22 protein-coding genes are annotated in these 23,196 nt (G+C 58.3%); 8 read left to right on the forward strand and 14 right to left on the reverse strand.

All coding sequences use genetic code 11. The features are described 5' to 3' along the window. From HY696_04025 to HY696_04050, 6 genes are all read right to left on the reverse strand, one after another. On the reverse strand, positions 1–111 hold a 111-nt coding region (locus HY696_04025), incomplete at its 3' end, for a DUF1016 family protein (GenBank protein ID MBI4237571.1). Between the two features lie 26 nt (positions 112–137). Next, positions 138–392 carry a hypothetical protein gene (locus HY696_04030; GenBank protein ID MBI4237572.1) on the reverse strand — a complete coding sequence of 85 codons (255 nt, stop codon included), beginning with the start codon at positions 390–392 and terminating at the stop codon, positions 138–140. Between the two features lie 712 nt (positions 393–1,104). Then, positions 1,105–2,160 (reverse strand): Fic family protein, encoded by a 1,056-nt coding sequence (locus tag HY696_04035; protein ID MBI4237573.1) that lies wholly within the window; start codon positions 2,158–2,160, stop codon positions 1,105–1,107. Positions 2,161–2,298: 138 nt separating this feature from the next. Then, on the reverse strand, positions 2,299–3,033 hold the full coding sequence (locus HY696_04040) for a class I SAM-dependent methyltransferase (protein MBI4237574.1): 735 nt from the start codon (positions 3,031–3,033) through the stop codon (positions 2,299–2,301). Positions 3,034–3,106: 73 nt separating this feature from the next. Then, positions 3,107–4,543, reverse strand: a complete 1,437-nt coding sequence (locus tag HY696_04045; GenBank protein MBI4237575.1) for an ATP-binding protein — start codon at positions 4,541–4,543, stop codon at positions 3,107–3,109. A 183-nt stretch (positions 4,544–4,726) separates the two neighbouring features. Continuing rightward, on the reverse strand, positions 4,727–5,170 hold the full coding sequence (locus HY696_04050; GenBank protein ID MBI4237576.1) for a hypothetical protein: 444 nt from the start codon (positions 5,168–5,170) through the stop codon (positions 4,727–4,729). 168 nt (positions 5,171–5,338) lie between these two features. On the opposite strand from HY696_04050, the gene HY696_04055 reads away from it, so the two are divergent. Genes HY696_04055 through HY696_04065 form a run of 3 tightly spaced genes read left to right on the forward strand, consistent with a single transcriptional unit; the run spans position 5,339 to position 7,187 of the window. Continuing rightward, on the forward strand, positions 5,339–5,665 hold the full coding sequence (locus HY696_04055; protein ID MBI4237577.1) for a winged helix-turn-helix transcriptional regulator: 327 nt from the start codon (positions 5,339–5,341) through the stop codon (positions 5,663–5,665). Between the two features lie 11 nt (positions 5,666–5,676). Next, positions 5,677–6,237, forward strand: coding sequence for an arsenate reductase ArsC (locus tag HY696_04060; GenBank protein MBI4237578.1), 561 nt, complete (start codon positions 5,677–5,679; stop codon positions 6,235–6,237). Beyond that, positions 6,228–7,187, forward strand: coding sequence for a permease (locus HY696_04065; GenBank protein MBI4237579.1), 960 nt, complete (start codon positions 6,228–6,230; stop codon positions 7,185–7,187). The genes HY696_04060 and HY696_04065 overlap by 10 nt, the downstream gene beginning before the upstream one ends. Here HY696_04065 and HY696_04070 read toward each other — a convergent pair. Together HY696_04070 and HY696_04075 are read right to left on the reverse strand one after the other, a co-directional pair. Beyond that, on the reverse strand, positions 7,151–7,672 hold the full coding sequence (locus HY696_04070) for an EVE domain-containing protein (protein MBI4237580.1): 522 nt from the start codon (positions 7,670–7,672) through the stop codon (positions 7,151–7,153). The genes HY696_04065 and HY696_04070 overlap by 37 nt on opposite strands. A 21-nt stretch (positions 7,673–7,693) precedes the next feature. Next, positions 7,694–8,719, reverse strand: coding sequence for a Fic family protein (locus HY696_04075; protein ID MBI4237581.1), 1,026 nt, complete (start codon positions 8,717–8,719; stop codon positions 7,694–7,696). Between the two features lie 113 nt (positions 8,720–8,832). Between HY696_04075 and HY696_04080 the strand changes: the two genes are divergently transcribed. Continuing rightward, entirely contained in the window at positions 8,833–9,672 is an 840-nt protein-coding gene (locus tag HY696_04080) for a class I SAM-dependent methyltransferase (GenBank protein ID MBI4237582.1), read from the forward strand. A 73-nt stretch (positions 9,673–9,745) separates the two neighbouring features. On the opposite strand, the gene HY696_04085 is transcribed toward HY696_04080, so the two are convergent. Both HY696_04085 and HY696_04090 read right to left on the reverse strand, forming a co-directional pair. Further along, the gene (locus HY696_04085; protein MBI4237583.1) at positions 9,746–10,927 is read right to left on the reverse strand and encodes an NAD(P)/FAD-dependent oxidoreductase; all 1,182 of its coding nucleotides are present in this window, start codon (positions 10,925–10,927) and stop codon (positions 9,746–9,748) included. A 30-nt stretch (positions 10,928–10,957) separates the two neighbouring features. Next, positions 10,958–13,192 (reverse strand): trehalose-6-phosphate synthase, encoded by a 2,235-nt coding sequence (locus HY696_04090; GenBank protein MBI4237584.1) that lies wholly within the window; start codon positions 13,190–13,192, stop codon positions 10,958–10,960. Positions 13,193–13,254: 62 nt separating this feature from the next. Between HY696_04090 and HY696_04095 the strand changes: the two genes are divergently transcribed. Beyond that, a complete protein-coding gene (locus HY696_04095) occupies positions 13,255–15,024 on the forward strand; it encodes a glycoside hydrolase family 15 protein (GenBank protein MBI4237585.1) in 1,770 nt (589 codons plus the stop codon). A 26-nt stretch (positions 15,025–15,050) separates the two neighbouring features. Here HY696_04095 and recQ read toward each other — a convergent pair whose 3' ends face one another. Beyond that, the gene (gene recQ, locus HY696_04100) at positions 15,051–16,868 is read right to left on the reverse strand and encodes a DNA helicase RecQ (protein MBI4237586.1); all 1,818 of its coding nucleotides are present in this window, start codon (positions 16,866–16,868) and stop codon (positions 15,051–15,053) included. 120 nt (positions 16,869–16,988) lie between these two features. On the opposite strand from recQ, the gene HY696_04105 reads away from it, so the two are divergent. The 3 genes from HY696_04105 to HY696_04115 all read left to right on the forward strand — a co-directional run bounded on the left by HY696_04105 (position 16,989) and on the right by HY696_04115 (position 20,239). Beyond that, positions 16,989–18,323, forward strand: a complete 1,335-nt coding sequence (locus HY696_04105) for a hypothetical protein (protein ID MBI4237587.1) — start codon at positions 16,989–16,991, stop codon at positions 18,321–18,323. A gap of 594 nt (positions 18,324–18,917) precedes the next feature. Next, a complete protein-coding gene (locus HY696_04110; GenBank protein MBI4237588.1) occupies positions 18,918–19,658 on the forward strand; it encodes a hypothetical protein in 741 nt (246 codons plus the stop codon). Then, positions 19,655–20,239: a hypothetical protein gene (locus HY696_04115; GenBank protein ID MBI4237589.1), complete on the forward strand. Its 585-nt coding sequence runs from the start codon at positions 19,655–19,657 to the stop codon at positions 20,237–20,239. The genes HY696_04110 and HY696_04115 overlap by 4 nt, the downstream gene beginning before the upstream one ends. Positions 20,240–20,249: 10 nt before the next feature. Here the strand turns inward: HY696_04115 and HY696_04120 are convergent, their stop codons facing one another. Genes HY696_04120 through HY696_04130 form a run of 3 tightly spaced genes read right to left on the reverse strand, consistent with a single transcriptional unit; the run spans position 20,250 to position 23,127 of the window. Next, complete coding sequence (locus HY696_04120; GenBank protein ID MBI4237590.1) at positions 20,250–20,816, reverse strand: GNAT family N-acetyltransferase; 567 nt, start codon at positions 20,814–20,816, stop codon at positions 20,250–20,252. An 11-nt stretch (positions 20,817–20,827) separates the two neighbouring features. After that, the gene (locus HY696_04125; GenBank protein MBI4237591.1) at positions 20,828–21,562 is read right to left on the reverse strand and encodes a leucine-rich repeat domain-containing protein; all 735 of its coding nucleotides are present in this window, start codon (positions 21,560–21,562) and stop codon (positions 20,828–20,830) included. Beyond that, complete coding sequence (locus tag HY696_04130) at positions 21,562–23,127, reverse strand: AAA family ATPase (protein MBI4237592.1); 1,566 nt, start codon at positions 23,125–23,127, stop codon at positions 21,562–21,564. The genes HY696_04125 and HY696_04130 overlap by 1 nt, the downstream gene beginning before the upstream one ends. Positions 23,128–23,196: the final 69 nt, after the last annotated feature.

Raw genomic sequence — 23,196 nt, forward strand, 5'->3', positions numbered from 1 at the left:
CTCCAGAATAAAGGCTTCCATTTCCCGCAGTATGGCGGCTTCCAGATCTTTCTCCTGATAAGCGCCCCTCAATCCAAGAAAATCGAGAAAATAAGGATCCCGAAACGCCAAGTCCGGAGTGAGTTGATTGGTGGCTTTCAGTATTCTTTCAGCAATTGTTTCGACAGCGTCGAAATAATCCGCTCGCCATACCCCGCTCGTTTACCCTGCAGGACTTCTTCACTAATCCTTTTTCCAATACGCCAATAAAGGGCAACAAGGGTGTTAGTGACGGAACGAGCGACATATTTGCGCGCCTGCTCGATAAGGGCGCGAACGTCACGGACGAGGGAGCCTGATTTCACTGGCTTGCTTGGCTTCAAAGTCATCAATTGTGTTTTACGTTTTGGCATTCAGCTCTCATTCCAAAGTAATATCCAAATACACTAGCCGCATCAATTGCGATTACATTTTGAATACGCTATCCGTAGAAACATGTGCTGCACAATTGCGGTCCTCACCACTCGGGCCTACCTTCGCCGAGCCGTGCTCATAGTGATGTTCGGTCTCACACTCCCACTGCAGGCTGCTGACCAAGTCTACTTCAACGTGACAAATCACAAAGTCCACAAACTTTCCTGCCACTGGGGCCAAGTCTGCACGCGAAGCTGTATTCGGATTCCCCGCAGTGAGGCGTATCAGCGTGGCGAGATTCCGTGCAAGGTATGTGGAGGGTGACGAATATGTTTGGACGATGTATTTATTGCTGCAATCCATTCACAAACGACCATCCCGCAACTGAGGAGCATATTATTCCCGAATTCCTCGGCGAATTTTGGGCCGAATCCTTTGCGTGCGGGCACTACAATTGCGAGCTGAGACACACTACTGATGCGGAGTGAAAAAAACCCACGAAGTGATTTCCCACCGCTGCAACACCCCGATGATCTGTTCCTCGGTAAATCGCTTCCGTTTCATCTGTCCCTCCGCGCTCTCCCGGGCTGTAGTGGGGACGGATTCCAGTGGCAACTGGTCTCGTTTTTGGGGGGAAGGTCACAATATAGCGGATAATATTCATCAGCCACATTTATTACCTATAATATTACCCATTTAAATTGCTATTACCTACTTTGCCCATTTTCCGACCCGTTTCCATTGGGCAGCCTTCCCCATCCCCAGGCATTTTGTACGGCCTTCGGCTCTCAGGTCCTTAAGCACCTTGCGGATCATGTCGACACTGATTCCAGGGCATTTGCGCTGAATATCGGCAATGCGGAAAGTTTCTGGGAGCTGACGAATCGCTTGAGTGATGAGAGCCGTCTTTTCGCCACGGGGGTTTTGCAACCCCTCCATCCGTTTTTCAAATTCTCGACAAGCTTCCTTTAAAATGTAGAGGAGATAACCAATATAGGGCCAAGGATCATGTTTGCCTTCGTGCCAACGGTGAGAAGATTGCTCCAGGGTTGCGTAATACCGTTCTTTGTTTTCCTCGATAAGCCTTTCCAAGCTGATAAAGCGCCCCACCTCATAACCCAAATGGTAGCACTGTAAGAGCAACAAGAGGCGGGAGACTCTGCCATTGCCATCACGGAAGGGGTGGATGCACAAAAAATCCAAATTAAAGGCGACCAGAACAATAAGGGGATGGACCGTTCTTTGTTTCAGGCAAGTGTCCCACTGAGAGATCAGTTGTTTCATGTAAGGAGATGTTTTAGCAGCCGTGACGGTTTTGAAGCGAATCCGTTCGCGTCCATCCGGATATTTTTCGATGATGTCTCCATCCTTTTCTTTATACTTGCCGGCATCCCAGATTTCTCCCCGGGCCAGATCATGAAGTTTGCGAATGGTTTTTTCGGAGACAGGAAGCTTGGTGCCCTTCTCATGGATCCAATCCAAGGCCTGACGATAACCACGCACTTCTTCTTCATCACGATTACGCAACAGGGCTTTCCCAAAAATGACGGTACCAATGCGCGCCTGGTTGACCTCCACGCCTTCAATACGATTGGAAGATACGGCACTCTCAATCAAGGCGTGTTCCCGTAAGGTTTTGAGTTTTTGAGGAGATTGTTTGGTGAAAAGTTCTTGCTTCCCCTTGGCTTCGCCCAGATCGGCAAGATACCAAGAGATTGTCGCAGGGACGCTTTCAAAGTCCGACAGGAGTTGTTCGAGGGTTTTCATCAGTTATTCCAATTTTTCGAACTATGCAATTTAATGGGTAATAATGCAATTCTATAAAGTACGGCCGTAGCTCGATCTGAATGCGCAGCTGCGGCAATCAACCGGACCCTGCACTTTCGGATGGCGATAAGAGGCGCGTTATCGTTTAATGATGAGGCGCCCAGAGTAGTCTATGCGCTGCATAAATACGGCGGGGCGGCAGTGGGCAAAAAAATCGTCCGTGGCTTTCTGCGCGCCTCGCCAATGGCCATAATCGTCGATGATTAATACACCACCGGCAGCAAGTCGGGGGTACAGCTGCTCCAGTTCATGTTTGGTTGACGCATACCAATCCGTATCGAGGCGTAACAGTGCAATGTGTTGAGGCGCGTAGGCCGGCAGAGTCCTTTCAACGGGCCCTTTGACGCATTGAATCTTCTCCGGAGGATACCCGGTTGAGCACATATTTTTTTGCACTTCGGCGAGCGACGCAAGACACTTCGTGGGTTCGGCTTCCGTGGGAGAGGTCAACAACTGCGAGGCAGGGCGACCAAGGAGGTCCACATCGGTTTTTTCCGGAGGCGTCATCCCCTCATACGTATCGAATAAATAGATCGTCCGATCTTTCGCTCCCTGCTGCAAGGAGGTCAGAGCAATATTCATGCAGCTGCCCCCCTTCCACACCCCACACTCGACCATATCGCCAACGATATGGGCCCGGATGATGTATCGGACTGCAGTGTGCAATGCGTACATGCGATCTTCCGACGTTAACGTAAACGGTCGGCAGTGTGACAGCACTTCCTGGAAGGCCGCGTCTTCAAGCGCCTGGTCGGGCAAGTGGAATTTTTGCCGCCGAATTCGTTCAAAGTCGTCAGTATCTTGAGTGTTCATGAAATGGCCTTGCACAAGCCGTTCGCTTTAGACAAGTACAGTGTGAGCGCATCGGCGATTTCAGATGACGTCCCTACATCATCAGATACCACTGCAACGGCACATGTAAAATGCGTTCGCGTTCCGAGCGTGCCAGGGCACCATCGTCGATCACAATGCCATATTCGCATGCGGTGTCGCGCAGCGTGTTCAACACTTGTCGATGGTCTTTTTGCCCGATGCCCACTTCGATCGCGAGTTGTCGCTGGTTGGCGATCTGCACAATGAAATCCGCTTGCCCTTTGGCGGCGCCATAGGTGAGGCTGCCATGACCGGAACTCACGAATTCTCGATAGAGGTGCAATGCGGCACAATCTTCGAGAAGTTTTCCGAGGCGCATGTGATAGGTGGCTTGTTTGCCGACCAATCCTAAAAGCGCCATGCGAATCGCCGGCGAGATAAAACAATATTTCGACGGCTTCGCCACTTTACTATGCTGCGATCCCTGCGGCATGATCCGAATGAGTACTTCGGCATGTTCGAGCACCTGGAGCATGCGCTGTACGGTTGACACCGCATCGACCCCGAGGAGATTCGGCAGGGTCCGGAGCGCAAGCGCATCCGTCGCATCGGCCATGAGAAAGAGAAGCCGTTTGATGGCTTGAAGCGTACTCGTGTCGAAGGATTTGAGACTTTCGATATCTTTCAAAATAATTTTATCGAGCAAGCCACTAATGGCCTCGTAGATCTGCGAGACGTTCGTGTATTGCAATGCAAACGGGAGCGTTCCGTACATGAGGTAATGCTGGAGATCCATTTTGTCGACACGGCTCCAATATTGACGCACGGCCGGTTCGAGTTGTTGCAATTGCTGATACGCTTCTTGCGCAGTTGCGGAAAAATAGAGGGCCTGTTTACACTGTTGTTTGAGGCCCTTCGGCGGGAAGACATTTCGATACAAAATTTGATATTCGGGAAAGCTCAACGGATACAATTTTTCCCAGAGGACACGGCGATACACATCGGGATTGGTTTGGAGCGATACAGCCGATGAGCCGGTGCAACAAATAAAAATCTTTTTGCTCCGATCATACAGGGATTTGAGCGCCAGCCCCCATTTCGGATCGTATTGCACTTCATCGATAAACAGGAACACCGGTGTCGTAAGCCGCTCGAAACTTTGGCCCAAAATGCTTTCATAGGCATCCAGCACGTCCTTGAGTGTGGCATTGAGCAGCCCCGTCACCTCATCGAGTGATATATACAAAATTCGGAAGGAATCGTGCTTGCCCAGCAGCGTCAGAAAGAGTTGCGAGAGCACGGTCGTTTTTCCCACACCGCGCAGCCCCGGTACGATGAGCCACCGCTGTTCCGTATGGCCTGCAAGAAAATCGGTCAGGTGTTTTTCTAATCGGACATAGATATGCCGCCGCGGATAGGTGTTGCCGGCAGGATCGGTCACATGCCCCCGTAAGCGATGTTCCGCCTGCGCCAACTGATTTTGCACGTATGTAATGAGAGATTCTTTCATCAGATTAGCATCTTATACCATAATAATCGTTTTGTACAACTTAAACATGTTATAAAATATACTTTTCAGCTATTTTAAATGACACTGAGATACAAACAATTGTAATATATACAGTATATCCTGATTGAGCCACTCGCCGATGCTGTGACAACTCCAACGCGAAATGCAGCACATTACACCCTTTCACCCCGCGCCGTCGGCGATGGCGAGGGTGTAGGGGTGCGGTTGTTGATCTTTGGTGCCGACGTAGAGGTGATAGCGTCCGGGCGCGGACAGCATCACGGAGGGGTTCGTCGTCTTCGCATGTGCGTCGTCGTTGCACTCGCTTTCGCTCGGTCCCACCACCACCAGCGTGACATCCACAGTGCTCCGCACGTTGATGACATAGACGCCGTGATGCGCAATCGACACGGTATGATTCGGAGTCGCGCGGAACCAGCCACTGCAGATGCCCAGCGCCGGATGCCGGAGGATCCGCTCGACTGCAACGTGGCCACCGGCCACACCGCGAGTCGCAACCTGTCCTCCCCGGCCGATGCGTAAATTGACATCAGTCGCCGACACACGGCCCACGCCGATCACGAGGACGAGCAGCGCAAGGCTCCAATGGCACGCACGCAGCAGCATATATCGAACCGATAAGTCTCGATGGAGGAATCGTCAAGGGCGGATCGGTCCATCCGTCATATCATGCAATCCGCGCCACACTATGAAATGCGCGCGGCGGCGGTGAGCAGAGAGCAGACGGTCAGAGAACGCGCTTGCTTTATCGTAATTTTACGATAAGTGATCCGCATGACTCGATGTACTCCTGCGATCTGTGGCGTTACCATGCGCGCCGATCGGCACCGTCCGCCGCCTCGGCGCGACCTGGCCGCTATGGCCAAGGCGTTGGGACATCCGCTGCGGCTCAAAATCTTCGCGATTCTCCGAAAGACGAAGGGGTGTATCTGCGGTGCGCTCGTCGCGCGATTACCGATCGCGCAAGCAACGGTATCGCAACATCTCAAAGTCTTGAAGGAGGCGGGATTGATCCGCGGCACGATCAGTGGCCCCGCCGTCTGTTATTGTCTCGATCCGGCGACTCTCAAACGCTTGAAGCAGTTGGTGCGACAACTCTAGGAGGCACCCAGATGTCCAAATACAACGTGTTGTTCTTATGTACGGGCAATTCCTGTCGCAGTCAGATGGCGGAGGGCTGGGCGCGGCATCTCAAGGGCGAGCAGATCACCGCGTATTCCGCCGGCTTCGAGCCAAGCGCACTCAATCCGCTGGCGGTGCAAGTAATGGCCGAGGTCGGCGTCGATATCTCGCGGCACTCGTCGAAGCATGTGGCGGAGCTTACGGGTATCACCTTCGATTATGTCGTGACGGTGTGCGGGCACGCGAACGAACACTGTCCGGTGTTTCCGTCTCCCACGCGCGTGTTGCATGCCGGATTTGAGGATCCGCCACAGCTGGCGGCCGCACTCGCGGCGCAAGGTGCGTCGGCAGAAGCGCAACTCGATTGCTATCGGCGGATTCGGGACGAGATTCGCGCGTTCGTGGCCACATTGCCGGAAGCGTTCGACAGCCGTCCGCGCAAAGGACTGCTCACGCGTCTCTTGGAGAAGTTCGACAAATCGCTGGAGACCAAGGCGAAGGCCGGTCCGTGCTGTGGCGGGGGCCGCAAGGGTGGTGCTTCGTGTTGCTAAAATGGATCGACTGGCTCATCTACGACCTGTTCGGATTGTCGCCGGAGACACGCCTCGGCGCTGCGGTGAATTTTTTTGTGTATGACTCCGTCAAGATCCTGCTGCTGCTCTTTGTGTTGATCACGCTCATTGGCCTGCTGCGCACCTATCTGCCGCAGCAAACGATTAAACGTTGGATGACCAAATCCGGAGGCCTCGGCCATGGGTGTGCAGCGCTCTTTGGCGCAGTGACCCCGTTTTGTTCCTGTTCGTCGACGCCGATCTTCTTTGGCTTGCTGGAGGCCGGCGTGCCGCTGGGCATCACGTTCTCGTTTCTCATCACCTCGCCGCTGATCAATGAATATCTCGTCGTGCTGATGCTCGGCGCGTTCGGCTGGAAGATCACCGTATGCTATGTGCTCAGCGGGCTGTTCATCGGCATCGGCTCCGGCATCATACTTGGTCGGCTGCAACTGGAACGATATCTAGTGCAGGACTTTTACGGACTCGTGGCCAATGAAAACGAAGCCAATGTGTATCCCCATTTCGCGAGTCGCCTCCGCTTTGGCTACCACGAGGCCCGCGCGATCGTGCGCAAGTTATGGGCCTGGGTCCTCGTCGGCGTCGCCGTGGGCGCGCTGATTCACAATTATGTCCCGGAGGAGACGATTCACGCCCTGATCCAATCGACGGGCGCGTTCGCCGTCCCCATCGCGACGCTTATCGGCGTCCCGATGTATGGGAGTTGCGCCGCGATCGTACCGATCGCCGTCGTCCTCTTCCAGAAAGGGATTCCGCTCGGGACCGCGCTCGCCTTTATGATGGCCATCGCCGCACTCAGCCTGCCCGAGGCCATCATGCTGCGGCGCGCGATGAAGCTGCAACTCATCGCGATCTTCTTCGGCATCACGACCGCCGCCATCATCTTGACCGGTTATCTGCTGAATTTCCTGCAGCGCTTTCTTGTATAGGTTGTAACGCTGATCCCTGCATCCCCACCCATCCGTGCAATCAATGTGAATTCGGCGGCGGTGATCGGGGTGATGGAGAGGCGGCTGCCGGGGCGGAGGAGTAAGAGTCTCTGCAGCGCGGGTTCGTCGCGCAGCGCAGCGAGCGGGACAAAGCGTGGCGCGCGCTCGACGCATTCGACATCGACGCGCTCCCACACCGGTCGTTCCCTCGTGGCACGCGGTTCATAATATTTACTCGTCGCATCCCACTGCGTGTCGTCGGGATAGGCGGCCTTGCAGACCCGCATGACACCGGCGACGCCGGATGGATCGGCGTTGGAGTGATAGAAGAATGCCAAATCCCCGACGCACATCTGCCGCATGAAATTTCTGGCCTGATAATTCCGCACGCCCTCCCAACAGGTCTGTCGATCGCGCACCAGATCGTCGATCGAATAACTCGTCACTTCATTTTTCATGATCCAATATTGGCGCGCTGTGTTCATAGGGGCGATCCTTGGCGTCTTTTACCTCTTATAATAGGTCTGCCGTCCTTTCCCAAACCGTCGGAGAGTTCCATTGTCGACGAGTTTTTTTAAATCGAGGGCGCGGGTGGCCTTGGCCCGCGTGGTCAGTCGGGCATAATCGCGATCCGCAATGAACCCGTTCCGGTCGACCCAATCGAGCAGTTTTTTTTGGTATGGATGTAGCACCGAATCCGGTGTCGCATGCTCGCGATCTAATTCTTTTTTCACGCGCAACAACTCGTCGATGATGCCGCCGGTAAAATATTCCAACCACGGTGTAAAGTCGATGGCTGCGACGAGCTCGTAATAATTCCCCCGCACGCCGACGTGCTGAAAATAGGCCGCCACGCTGTTGTTGTAGTAATTTTCGAAACTGAAGAAGTTGAAGGTATCGAGTCCCATGTCTGCCAGTAGCGCCTTGGTGACCAGCCGCGCCGTGCGGCCGTTGCCATCCATAAAGGGATGCACGATCACGAATTGTTTGTGGAAGAGGCCTGCCAAGAGGAGCGGATCAAGATGTCCGCGCCTCTCTCGCACGAATCGGATCAAATCGCCCATCAAATCCGGGACCGCATCATGGTCCGGCGGCCAGTACATGGTGTGCCCGCTCCGCGGATCGTTGACGAACACCGGCTCCGTGCGCAACGTTCCGACCTGATGTTTGGCGAGAAGATCGGCCGTCACTGCGCGCTGCACTCGACAGATGAAGGGAATATCGATCGTGATTGACCCGTGTTTGATCTTGTCGTTGAGTGCCTCCAGGATGCGATTGTAATTTAGGACTTCGCGTTCCGTGTCTCTGAGGTGCTGTGGTCGTGACTTCAGCAGGCGTTTGACCTCGGTGAGGGGAAGCGGATTCCCCTCGATGCTGGTCGAGGCATGGGCAGACAAGGAATTGGCCTGCTTCTCGAAGGTCGCCAACACCGTTCGAGGAAACGAACGACGATTGAGCGTAGCGACAAGCACTGCGACTTCTTTGATATTGCGTAATAAATATTCTGAGATGATAAATCTTGGTTCAAACATGATAGACGAATATTAGACGAATATTAGACGATTGTAAAGAATAGCGAGCGCCTCATCTGTTCTGCCCTTGACGGTGGTCCCTCAGGCCACTACCAATCTCAACGATCAATCCCATGCAAATCGACCACCGCATCTCCGAAACGGCGTTTTTAGTCAACGAATGGCGGGCGCAATTGGTTGAGCTGAGCCAGGATCTCTATGCACATCTGTGGACCACACCGAGCACACGCCAACTCACGGATGAATTTGAGGCGACCGTCAATCCGCATGATGGTATCAACTGTGCACTACGCAATCGCTACTTCCTGGATCGTATTCGTGCGTTTGTTGAGGCGCATCCCTCCGCAGTGTTTGTTAATGTCGCGGCTGGATTCACCTCTTATCCATTTCTCATTGCTCCTTGCTGCGAGTCGATCGAAATCGATTACCCGCATGTGATGGACTGGAAGCGCACGAAGATTCGGGAATGGCAACGTGCTGGCGTGCTGCCCTCGCCCGCACTCGAATTTATTGGAGCGGATCTGAATCAGGAAGCAGATCGGCAGCGATTAACTGAGATGTTGCAAGTACGGTTGCGGGGCCGGCCGTCATTTATTTTGTTCGAAGGCATCACCTATTACCTAGAAATGCCGATACTGCGACACTGGTTCGAAATCTGTCGGGCCGTCCAAGAGCCGGGCAGTGTATTGGCGCAAAATTCATGGATGGCCGGAAGTGAAACGCATCCGAAATTTCTTCGCCTCGAGAAATTTTTTCGCGAGCGGTTGGGACTCGGCAACCAAAGATATAACTTATTTGACGGCATATCGTTACGCAATGTTCCTGGATATGAACTCGCCGAATTAACCACCATCGCTGCGCAAGAGCGCGTGTACTGCACGACCAACATTCTGGAAGATCCAAACGCCATCATTCCACTCGAGCTCGCATTATTGAGACGAGTCACGGAATGAATTGCGTGGGTGTAATCGTTACCGCTGCAGCTTGAGTGTTGCTCAACAAGTACGTGGCACCAACTCCCCCACCCTACACCTGTTGGCCGGCGAGCCAGCCGGAGGACCAGGCCCATTGGAAGTTGTAGCCGCCGAGCAGGCCGGTGACGTCGACGACTTCGCCGACGAAGAAGAGTCCGGGGATGAGTTTCGATTCCATCGTCTGAGAAGACAGATCGCGCGTGTCCACGCCGCCGCGGGTGACTTCGGCCTTCGCATAGCCGACCGTGGAGACGGGCGTACAGGTCCAGGGTTTCAGCTGCGTTGCGAGGAGTCGCAGTTGCGCGTTGGAGACGTCGGCAAGGTTCAACAGAGGCAGCGCGCTGCGTTGCATGACCAGTTCGACCAAGCGCATCGGCAGTTCCGCTGCGAGCGCGACGGCCAGTGAACGCTTCGGATGGGCCGTGCGTTGCGCGCGCAGCCAGTCAGCGAAATCGGGAATCTGCGGCAAACAATCGATCTGAAGCGGATCGCCTGACGACCAATAGAGCGAAGCCTTCAGCGCGGCGGGACCGCTGAGCCCGACATGCGTAAACAGGATATTCTCCGTAAAGGTGCGGCGATTCACACGGAGTGCGACGGCGAGCGAGACGCCGGCGAGCCGTGCGCAGACGCGTTGTTCCGGAGCGGCCAGCACGAATCCATCCAACGCCGGGGCCAACGGCGTGACGCGGTGGCCAAATTGTCGCGCGATCCGGTAGCCGAAGTCATTGGCGCCGAGCTTCGGGAACGAGAGTCCGCCAGTGGCGATGATCACGGCGCGCGCCGTCCATGCGGTAGTGTCCGTGCGCACGACAAAGCGTTCCTGCTCGCGCGCCATCGTTTGAATCCGCACGTTGGTCTGCAATGTGACCTGCGCCGCCTCGAGTTGCGCCAACAACATGTCGAGGATCTCCCGCGACGAACCGCGACAAAAGAGCTGGCCCAACGTCTTTTCGTAATACGCGATGCCCGCGTGCTCGACGAGGCGGAGGAAATCGTGTTGCGTAAATTGCGCGAGCGCGGATTTACAAAAATGTGGGTTGGCGGAGACGTACTCCTGGGGCGCGATGCCGAGATTCGTGAAATTGCAGCGACCGCCGCCGGAGATCAGGATCTTCAGTCCCGGACGATCGTTGGCCTCGAGCAGCAATACGGACTTGCCACGCTGCCCCGCAGAAAGCGCGCTCATCAAGCCGGCGGCGCCGGCGCCGATCACGATGACGTCATACGGCATACGAGATTCTCATCCGGCACCGGAGTGACCTTAGAGGTGATCCATGGGGACCGGCACGGGAGACGCGCCCAATCGCCCCACCAGACGCTCCTTACGCCGCACTTCGGCGGCGTCGGTCAACATACGCCCGGCCCAGCGGTAGACGTTGAACTCCGCGACCAAGCGGCGCATCGACCGCATGCGTTCTCGTTGTTCTGCGGCGGGCATCTGCAGCGCGACCGCCATCGCCTCGCTCGCCTGGCGCAGATCGTACGGATTGACGATGAGCGCCTCGGTCAATTCCCGCGCGGCGCCGGTAAATTGGCTCAAGACGAGGACGCCTTGTTCATCGTCGCGCGCAGCGACGAATTCCTTCGCAACTAAATTCATTCCGTCGTGCAGACTGCTGACATAACAGAGTTCGGCCGCGCGATAATAGCGGAACACCGTCGTCGGTTCGTGATGCGAGCGCAGCAGAATAATCGGCCGGTAGCTACCTTTCGACCACCGGGCATTGATCTTGGCGGCCAGCGCCTCGATGCGCTCGTTCAATTCTCGATACTGGCCGATCTTCGTGCGGCTCGGGGCGGCGAGTTGGGCGAAGGAAAACCGTCCGCGAAACTCCGGAAAGCGCTCCAACAACGTATCGACGGCGGAGAGGCGTTCTTCAATGCCTTTGGTGTAGTCTAATCGGTCGACGCCGACACCGAGCAGCGCAGCGGGCGCCAGGCCCAGTTCTTTCCGTACCTCACTACGCACTTGGGCCACCGGCGGCACGCCGTCGAGATGATGGACCGGCCATTCGATGGCGATCGGATACGGCCGGATCAGCGTGCGCCGCGGGCCCTGGATCACGGCGCGGGTCTCCCGGTCGATTCGACTTTCGATAAAGGCATCCACCGAGTCGATGAAATTGTTGCAATGCTGCTGGGTATGAAAACCGACGACGCTCGATCCGAGCAGTCCGGAGATCAGATCCTCCCGCCACGGGCAGATCCCGATGCGCTCGGCATTCGGCCACGGCGTGTGCCAGAACGTGATGATCGTCGCATGGGGCAAGCGTTCGCGGATCATCCGCGGCGCCAATCCGAAGTGATAGTCCTGAACCAGGATGATCGGGTCATCGGTATCGACTTCTTCGCACACGACCTCGGCGAAGCGCTGATTGACTCGCGTATACTGTTCCCAATCTTCCGCGCGAAAAATCGGGCGGGTATGGGCGACGTGACACAGCGGCCAGAGGCCTTCATTGGCAAATCCAAAGTAATAGCCGTTTTCTTCGGTCTCACTCAGCCAGACACGCCGAATCTGATACGACTCTTCTCCCGGCGGCACGCGCACATGGTCAGTCGCATCCACGGTGTCGCGATCCGCCGATCCGCTCCCATGGGCCACCCACACGCCGGAACACGCGCGCATCACCGGTTCCAACGCCGTTACCAATCCGCTGGCTGGGTGCCGGACGATGATGCCCGTCTCGCTCCGTTCGTGGATATAGGGTTCACGGTTCGCGAGGATCACGATCCGCTCGCCTCGCAAATTCTGCGTCAGCGTCGCGCGCAGCCGCGCCGGGCTCCACATGCCGCCGAAGACCTCGCGATCGTGTTCGTAGGCCAACCGCTCGGCCAACGCACGCACGTCCCGCACCAGCGGCTGAAATTCGCGCGTCGCCTCCCCCGTTAACGAGCGCTGCAGCTCACGGGTCCATCCCCGCCAGGCCACGCGGGCGGCCAGCAGGGTGACGAGCGATGCGCCGAGCGACAAGACAAAAAATGCCGTCACGAGCAGATTGCGGGTCGTTTCCTCCCGACGGCCCAGAAAACTCAGATCATGCACCAAAATGATCACGCCCAAGGATTCCGATTCGCCTTCCAGCCGGATCGCACTGAGATGGACCCGCCCCGACGGCAACTCGGGCGTCATCGACCACAAGATGGCGTCTTCCCCGACTTCCTGCCGCATGCGCTCCAACACCGACCGACAGGAAAACTCACTGGGATACGCATCCGTCGCGGCGATCAGCCCACCACGCAACGAACAGGCCGCCGCGCTCATGACCCGCTCATCGCGCGTGAAATCCGCGAGCGTCGCCGACAGGCGTTCCCGATTCATCGTCCAGTGTTCGGCGAGACTCTGTCGCGCGGCGACCACAGCCAGTTGCGAACGAAGCGCCAGATCCCGCTCGAACCACGTGCGGGTCTTGCGCGTCAGCAAGACATAGCCCACCGCTGTCAGCAGTCCGAGGCCGAACAACAGCAGAAATAAGAAACGAACGGTGCGAAACATGTCGACGTTCTAGCACATGGGTCTTGGGTCTCCAACCGTCATGTGCTACGGAGGTGAAGACCATGGCACTCTCCGAACTCGGCCTTATCGGCAACTGCCAGCTGGCGGCGCATGTCCGTCGCGACGGCGCCATTGTGTGGTGTTGCCTGCCACGTTTCGATTCACCGCCGATCTTCGGCGCCTTGTTGGACGAACAACACGGCGGTAGTTTTGTGATCGGTCCGGCCGCAGCGCAGCTCGGGCAACAGCGCTATCTGCCGAATACGAATGTGCTCGAGACCCGCTTCGACACCGCCGACGGCGCGTTTCGCGTGCTCGATTTTGCGCCGCGTTTCATCCAACACGAACGCAGCTTCCGACCGACCAAAATCGTGCGCATCGTCGAACCGCTGTCGGGCACGCCGCGCATCCGCGTGCACTGCGATCCCATTCTCGGATGGTCCCAACAGCGGCCGCAGCCGGAGCACGGGTCCCATCACATCGGGTATGCCGGCTACGAGACCCAAGTGCGACTCACCACGGATGCCTCGCTTTCATATCTCAACAACGAACCGTTTGCGCTCACCGCCCGCACACATTTCGTCCTCTCCTGGGGGCAGCCGGTAGAAGAACCGTTGTCCCCGCTCTGCGAGCGCTTTCTGCACGAAACCGTCCGCTACTGGCAACTCTGGGTCAAAAACTGCGACATCCCGTCGCAGTATCAGGAAGCGGTCATCCGTTCCGCGTTGGCCCTCAAACTCCACTGTTTCGAAGACACGGGCGCGATTGTCGCGGCGCTCACCACGTCGATTCCGGAAGGGCCCGGCTCCGGACGCACCTGGGACTATCGATATTGCTGGCTCCGCGACGCGTATTATGCGCTCGGCGCCTTCCGCCTACTGGGCCATTTCGAAGAACGGGAAGCGTTTCTCCATTATCTGCTCAATGTGGCCTCGTCCGCGCCCGATCTTGACCTCGCCCCGCTCTATCGCATCGATGGTCGCACCGACCTCGAGGAACGCCTGCTGCCCCAATGGGCGGGATATGGGAATGAGTCGGCGGTCCGCGTCGGCAACGCCGCCATGAGCCACAAGCAACATGACGTCTTCGGCGAGATGGTCCTCGCGCTCACGCCGTTGTTCCTCGATGCCCGCTTTCGCGAGCAGGCCACGCCGCCGATCCTCGACTTAGTGTCCCGCTTGGCGCGCCGCGCCGTCGCCGTCGCCGGGCAACCGGATGCCGGGATCTGGGAGTTTCGTTCGGCATGGCGACCGCAAACTTTCAGTTCACTCATGTGTTGGGCGGCGGCCGACCGCATGAGTCGCATCGCCGCCCTTCATCGACCAACCGACACGGAGGAATTCGCCGCAGCCGCGGCTCGCATTCGGGAGGAGATCCTCACCCAGGCCGTCGATCCGACGCGTGGCTGTCTCGTCGCCGACTACGGCGGGCGGGAAGTCGATGCCGCGCTGTTGCAGGCCATTACGCTGCGGCTCTTACCGATCGACGATCAACGCACGCACGCCACCGTGACCGCCATCCGCAGCGACCTCGAACAGGATGGTTGGATCCGACGCTACCGCACCGATGATGGCTTTGGGGTCCCGACCGCCGCATTTACGCTCTGCACCTTCTGGCTGGTCGAGGCGCTGGCGCGGCTGCATCGGGATGAAGAAGCGCGTGCGGTCATGGAGCAGGCGTTACGTATCCAATCGCCGCTCGGTTTATTCTCCGAAGATGTCGATCCACGCACTGGTGAAATGTGGGGGAACTTCCCGCAGGCGTACTCCCACGTCGGACTGATCCACGCCGCCTTTGCCGCCTCGCCCCGTTGGTCGGATGTCGGGGTGTGAATCGAGCGCCGCGCCATGCGCTGCGCTCACGTCTCTTGCAACGCGGCCAAGAACGTCGCCCCATATTTCTGCAGCTTGTGTTCGCCGATCCCGGAGATGAAGCCCATCGCCTGGAGATCGCGCGGCCGATGGCGAATCATTTCCTTCAACGTTCGGTCGTGAAAAATCACATACGGCGGCACGCCGTGGGTATCGGCCAGCGTCTTGCGCAGCGTCCGCAGCCGTTGCCACAGATCTTGCTCTTCCGGCGTGTGCAACGTAATCGCGGTCGGCGAGGCGGTTGGCGGAGACAATTTGCCACGACGTGGCGCGGGCGTCGGATCGTGGCGGAAGGCAATGGACCGTTCGCCGCGCAACACCGGACGACTCTCCGCCGTGAGTTGCAGCCCGCCGAATTTTTCGTGATCAACGCGCAACAATCCGGCGGCGATCAGCTGACGGAAGATCGTATTCCACTCCATCGCGCTCAAGTGTTTGCCGATCCCGAACGTGCTGAGCTGTTCGTGATGCAGCGCCTTGATGCGCGGCGTGTCCGCGCCGACGAGGACGTCGATCACATACGCCGCACCGAAGCGTTGTCCGGTGCGATAGACGCACGACAGCGCCATTTGCGCCGCTTGCGTCCCGTCCCAAGTGGCCGGCGGGTCGGTGCAATTATCGCAACGACCGCATCCGCCGGCATGCGATTCGCCGAAATACGTCAGCACTTGCTGTCGACGGCACTGGGTCGATTCGCAGAAGCCGAGCATCGCGGTCAATTTCCGCTGTTCGGATTGTTTGTGCGTGGCGTCGGCCGCGGACGCTTCCATCAATTGGCGCAGCAGCACCACGTCTTGGAGGCCATAGACCATCCACGCGTTGGCGGGCAAACCGTCGCGACCGGCGCGGCCGGTTTCCTGATAATACGCCTCGAGATTCTTCGGCAGATCGAGATGCGCGACGAAGCGGACGTTCGGTTTGTCGATGCCCATCCCGAACGCGATCGTCGCGACCATGATCAGTCCGTCGTCGCGCAGAAATTGCGTTTGGTGCGCAGCGCGGACGGCGGCCTCGAGCCCCGCATGATACGGGAGCGCGCGGTGCCCCTGTTGCGTCAGCCACACAGCGGTCTGCTCAACGCGCTTGCGCGACAGACAGTAGACAATGCCGGCGTCGTCCGGATGTTCGCGTTGGATGAAGCGGAGCAACTGATGGCGCGGCTGTTGTTTCGGCGTGACGCGATAGAAGATGTTCGGCCGGTCGAAGCTGGAAAGGAAGAGCGGGGCGTGCTGTAAATGCAGCCGCTCGGCGATATCTTGACGCGTGCGCGGATCGGCAGTGGCCGTCAGCGCGATGCGCGGCACATGCGGAAAATGTTCCGCCAACAAGTGCAGTGCGCGATATTCGGGACGAAAATCGTGGCCCCATTGCGAGACGCAGTGGGCTTCGTCGATCGCGAACAGTGCGCAGGGACACGCGCGCAACAAGTCGGTAAATTCCAGCGTCACCAAGCGTTCCGGCGCGACGTACAACAAGTCGAGCGCGCCGGCGCGTATTTGTTGTTCCAGCTCGCGACGCTGAGGCCACGAGAGCGTCGAATTATGAAAGGCCGCGCGCACGCCCATCGCGAGCAGCGCGTCGACTTGGTCTTGCATCAACGCGATCAGCGGGGAAACGACGACGCCGAGCCCGGGACGGAGCAGCGCCGGGATTTGGTAACAGAGCGACTTGCCACCGCCGGTCGGCATCACGACGAGCGCGTCGCCGCCGTCCGTGACGTGATCGATGATCGCCGCCTGATGCCCGCGAAAGGCGTGGTAGCCAAAGACTTGCCGAAGAATATGTTGCGCGGAATGTTCTGTCATGGGGGCCGAATCAATTCCAATGTGCGCCCCATCAAGGCCTAATGCAGCAGGCAAAGTCAACTCAAATGCGGCCGCATTTTCCGCCTGGCATGATTCGGGCGACACGGGCATACTCGCGCGGTGCTGAAACGCTGGATCATTTGTAGTGCCGTCGGGTGCGGGCTGCTGCTGGGGAGCGGCTGCGGCACGTCGGGCGAAACCGCGAGCGAAACCGCGGGCGCGGCTGAACCGCCGACCACGACCGACGGCATCGCGGACGCGGCCTGGCGACTGGCCACCAATCGGAATTTTCAGGCCGGGCTGACGTTCGCGGGGACCAACGGGACACTGACGCTGCTCAACGAAAGCGGTGTCGCACTGGAATCGCCCACGCTCTTTCTGTTCGACACCACGACGGGGACGTCATCGAGTGTAATCATCGCGCCTGCGGAGCCGATTGCGGATGGCGCAACATGGACCGGGACATTCGCGTATCCCGGCGCGGCGGAACCTGACGCAACGGCCTATTTCGGTCTGCAGCTCGGAGACGCAACCGTCGGACGCTTCTACACGACCGCGACGTTTGCTGAATTCCCCGTCGCGATCACGGCAGGCGCAGTTGCCGACGCGACACTGAGCCCGGTCACAGCGAAAGCCGGGGCCTCGCCAACCATTCCGAGCTCCGGCACGTGGAACTTTTCCATGACCGGCGATCTGTCGAGCTTGAGCGGCGCCAATTGCCCCACAAGCGGCAGCGGCGGATTGCTCAGCGCCGGCACTGCCACGCTGAGCGTCGATTGCGACGGCCTCACGGCCGACTTAGACGTCGACATGTCGCATTTGGCGCTGAATCTCGTGTCCACATCAGCGGCCGTGTATCGCAGCCCGACATATTCTTTTCCCGTCGCAGACGGCGACGCGGTCGTATCGGGCTCCAATTATTTCGATTTCACCGCCGCGAGCACAGCAGCCATCGCCGGTGAGCTCCACTGGGACAACAGTCTCGGCTGTACGGCCACGTATCCGATCACGATGACGCTCCAAAGCGCGTCCAACACGACCGTCCACGATCTCTGCACCGGGGCGTGGACGCTGAGTTACAACGCGCCGGTCGTCTGCGGCGCCACGCCGCTGCTGTTGTCCAGCCTCCCCGCCGCCCCTGCCGCCAGCGGCACCCTCTCCACCATCGACATCCCATCGGGCCTGCCGCTCGCCTTCAACTACGCAACCGCCACGGGCAGCATCTATCTGTTCCGGCAGGGCTGCACCAACAACTACGGCAATCTGCTAGTGCCGTTTCTCTTCGGCGCCACGATCGACAGCTTCGGCAATCCGCTCGTGTTCGGCCTCGCGTTCCAAGCCACGGCCACCAGCCCCACCGAGATGTTCGGCTTCGGCATGCTGATCGGCACCGGCGCCACCACCAACTGCGCCGTCTCCTTCCCCTTCACACTGACCGCCGCCAGCGGGTGTTAGAGAAGCACAACTTTTCCCAGCCACGACCGATATCGGCAATCGCCCAGCGCGAACCACGAATTATTGAATGCGACGGGAAGCCTCACGCCCGCTGCGCTGACCGCCACTGCGGCATGGCTGCAAACGCACGGCAACGAGACAGACACAGAGATTGTGAACACGCTCGCGTCTGTAGCGAATGGTCGCTTGCCAATGACGTTTGGGCCCGCGGCGTCGCTGATGGGACTCTGGCGGCGACTCTCTCTCCTGCTTCGATAAACAATACGATATAAACTATTGTTTATATCGTATACTACTGCCCCGACCCAACGAGCACTACTCCCGGTTGTTTGGACAGTGCTTATAGCGTGTTTGCAATATCGATTAAGGTTTGCGGCCCCTGCCCCCTCCGCCCGACCCCCGTATCGAATGCGGGCCACTGTGTTATGGAAGGTTCTGCAGTTCTCTTCCGCATACAGCGCAGCGAGTTCATCTGGAGATAGCGGCTTCGTCAGATCGGAGCACGCGGTGATGGCGCACCGCTGAGCGGCGACATGATCTCCAGACACGATCGGCCTTGATAAACTATACGATATAAACTATTGTTTATATCGTATGCTACTGCCCCGCCCTAACGTGCCGGCCGATATTTGCAGGCTCATTGCCCGCAACGCGGGACAACCGTTGGCGACACGCCACTATCCGTCACGCGGGCAGTCGGCCATCCAACGGCTCTACTACCACGCACGAAGGGGGCGGCTCTTTTATAAGCAGACCTCGGAGCAGAATCATCGCGATTGCCGCGTCGCTCCGCACACCGGGACGCTGGCGGAGCGGGAATGGTGGGCGTATCGGCTCGCGGTCGCGCTTGGAGTGCGTGTGCCGCAGCTCTGGCTGCTCAACCGCTTCACCACCGTGCAAACATGGCTCGATTTCCCCGACGGCCGCACCTATGCGACTTATCATGGGGTCCTGCAACTACGCGCCGACAACATTTTTGACTGCGCCTGCTACGATTGGATCACGGGACAGATCGACCGGCACGATGCCAATTATCTCTATGACTACGTCACCCATGATGTGATTCTAATCGACTCCGCCCACAGCCTGCTCCACTACGAAGGCAGCCTCCCCGATTATCTGCGGCTCTTCGAAAGCGGAAACAGCGGGATGTTGCATACTCCACAATCAACAAAGATTCATCGGACGATGCGGCGGCTGACCGCCCGCACACTGCGAACCGTGGTGCCGCTTCGGCATCCGCCGGAAATTGCGGCGCTGGCGGCGCGCGTCGAACAGATCCAGACGGTCAAGACCATTGCGGACATCATCCAACTATATCGAGGCCGCGTATGACACCCATGACCACGACCGAACTCGACGAATTTGCGAACGCGCTCCAACTCTGTATCAAGAGTCGGGTCAAGAAGATCGTCCGCAATCCGTCCGGTGGATTCGTGATCAGGATTGATCAACGAGTGACCGACGATGCAGGATTGCGATTGGCAACGCGACTCCTGCCGGGTCATTGGAACGCCGGGCAAACCGTTTATGAGGTCACGTGGCCGTCGGCCGATCCAGCCTTGTTGCCGCTCCTCACCCAATTCTTATTACTCACCCGACTACAGCCGCGGAACATACTGGCGTTGGCGAATCAGACCCCACGCTATCGGGCCCTGGTGGAGCAACTCGGCGACGAACTCCCGGCCGCATCGCCCGGGAAAATCATTGCAGACTTGGCTGCTGCACGGCACGCGATTTTCACACAGATCGAGGCCCAGCAGTTCACGTTGCGCGCCGTGGCCGAGGCCGGCGGCATTACGCAAGTCACGCTCAGCAAGTTCAAGGCCGGCGGCGACATCATGCTCTCCACCTTCCTAAAAATCGCCGCCGCCGTCGGCTACCACGTCACGCTCAAACGCGATGGGAAGAAGTGATGCGGCGTATTCAGCCAGCGTCCGGACACGCTGCTTGCGCTTGTCGCAACGCCTCGCGGGTAATCTCATAACGATGCACTTCCATCACGCGGGTCATCGGCGAGGGTTGAGTCCGATAGGTCTTCACCGGGCGAAAGCCGCATTTTTGGACGAGGCGATTGATCGGGAGGTTGTGACGCGAGGGCTCGAAGACCAACGTTGTCACCGGGCACGTGTTGAAGATTGTCTGCAGCACATCGTGCAACACGGCTGACCCAATCCCGCGGCGGCGCTGCTCCGGGCGCCACACATGGCAGTGTACTTGCGTGTCGCGCTGCGTATTGAGATTCATCACCGAGACGTTGGCCACCGGCTCGCCACCCCATTCGATCACAAAGGTCACGCGCGATGCGGTGCGCAGGTCTTGACCAATCTCTCCCGCATACACGGCGGCCAATTCGGCGGGGGGCAACAGCTTCGTCAGATCCGAGCCGCGCGCGGCGTGGTCTGCCTGTTGCGCGGGGTCATGCCAATAGGCGGCGATGCGCAGAACATCGGCGGCTTCGAGTAAACGGACGCGCCAGGAATTCGGGGACATCGCGGTGCTCCTCACTCAAACTGCACATCGACGTTGGGAAGACTGGTGCGCCAACGCTGTTGTTCCGCGGGAGGGATCGGATTGCGCGACACCCACAATTTACTCAAATGAGGCAGTTGCGCGAGAGTCGCCGGCAGACGCGTAAGACGATTGTTGAACGCAAGAATTTCGTGCAAATTGTTTAATTGACCGAGCGTCTCGGGAAGCGATGCCAGTTGATTATTGTCGATGATGAGAAATGCGAGACTCGACATGTTCCCAATTTCGCGTGGGAGCGATCGCAGCTGATTATTGGCCACAAACAACGCCGTGACCCGTGTCAGCTGGCCGATCGCGGGCGAAAGACGCACCAGCTGATTATTATTGAGGTCAAGCGTGCGCAACGATCGCAGCTGACCAATGACACTCGGCACCTCGCGGAAACGGTTACTCCGCAAGTCTAAGGTGATGAGTGCGGTGCAACGACCGAGTTCTTGCGGCAACGTCGTGAATTGATTCCCTGCCGCTTGGAGCGTTTGCAAGTGGATCAATTGCCCAATAGTCGCCGGCAACACCTTGAGGTCTTGATGAGAGAGATTCAGGAAGTGGACCTTGTCCGGCACTTGCAGGGCCTCAGCCATCGATCGATACGTGACATCTTCCGGCGGGATCCCCTCCGCTGTGGACGCGACCCGAATGAATCCTCCTGTGCTGCCGAGCATGAGACAGGAAATGATCCAACGCCACGTCGTGTGTGGTCGCGGCATCACTCCTCCACCGGCTGAAGCGACAGAATCCGATCGACACGGAAGACGCGTTCTTCGCCGCGTTCACGACAATACGCGCGCAGTCCCAAGAACGAGCGGCCGTTGTATGCCATTTCGCCGACCTCGCGCGGTTCGAGCACGCGTTGACTCGGTTCATCCGTCGCTTTGAGATACGTGATCGCGACCGGCCGTTGCAGCGCCACTGCGGCCTCCAGTTGCAGCATTTTTTCCGCGAGCGGCATCGCGGCCTCCGAGCGCGCGTATTGCATGCCGGTCAGGAACTTCACGACGCGCCAATCGACCCGCACATCACTCGCACGGACTTGGTGCCGTAACACCAAGCCTTCGAAAGTGCGACAGCGACTCAAGCCTACATATAATTGCCCGGTCGCAAACGCGCCGCGACCCAGATCTACGATGACGTGATCGAACGTCTTCCCTTGGCTCTTGTGAATCGTCACCGCCCACGCCAACCGCAACGGCAGTTGCGTGAACGATCCGACCGCTTCAGTGTCGAGCGTGTGATGCTTCGGATCGACGGTGTAGCGATACATCTTCCAAGTGTACGGTTCGACTTCGACGGTCTCGCCGTCTTCCAACAGCACTTCCACATGCGCCTCGGACCGCGACATGGCCATGACTTCGCCGATCGTTCCGTTCACCCAACGGCCGAAGCTGTCGTTGTTGAGCAGCATGACTTGCGCGCCGACCTTGAGCGTCATTTCGGTTTCCGTCGGACACTGTTCGGCGGGAAAATCGCCTTGCAGCTCGCCGTGCCAACGCACGCCCTTGCCGCGCAGCGCCTGCAAATGCTCCGCATTGATCGCCGCCGCAGCGTCGTTCGTCGTGGTTAACGTAATGTACGGTTCATCTCCCGGCGTGAACTTCGGTTCGCAGCGACTATTTAATTGAGCGAGATCTGCTGCCGTGACGGAATTGTTCCGCACTGCGTTCAGCAGCCGGATGAAAGTCTCGTCGCGCTGGCGAAAGACGACATCGAGTTCCACGAGCTCCAGCGAGAGTTCGGCAAAGACCGGGGCGTGAAAAAAATACGGACCGGGATAGAGCGACGCAAATATTTCCCGCTCGGCCGTTTTCACGACCGGCGGGAGTTGGTACAGATCGCCGATCATGATGAGCTGCACGCCGCCGAACGGCTCGAGCGGACACCGACGTGCGGCGCGCAGGAACCGATCGACACAGGTGAAGAGATCGGCGCGGACCATCGAGATCTCGTCGAGGACCAGCGTCTCTAATGTGGTGTAAAGCTTGTCCGCCCGCCGCTCCGCCTTTTGACCGGCTGCATGGGCACGCTCCGGCGTAATATCGGGGCGAAAACCGAAAAACGAATGAATCGTCTGTCCGCGGATATTCACCGCCGCGACGCCGGTGGGCGCCAACACCGCGACCTGTTTGCGCGTCTGATCGCGAAACCGTTGCAGCAGCGTCGATTTCCCCGTCCCCGCCCGCCCGGTCAACAACACCGGCCGCACCCCTTCTTCCAACAACGCCAACGCCCGCCGCCACGCGGGCGTAATCGTCAACGTTTCCGGCTCAGCACTCATGAAGGAAACGGCTAGCAGCTCCGATACGCGGGACAAAGTGGAAAAATACCACGCGGGGAGGCGGCACCA

The organism is Deltaproteobacteria bacterium, assembly GCA_016210045.1.
Classification (GTDB): Bacteria; UBA10199; UBA10199.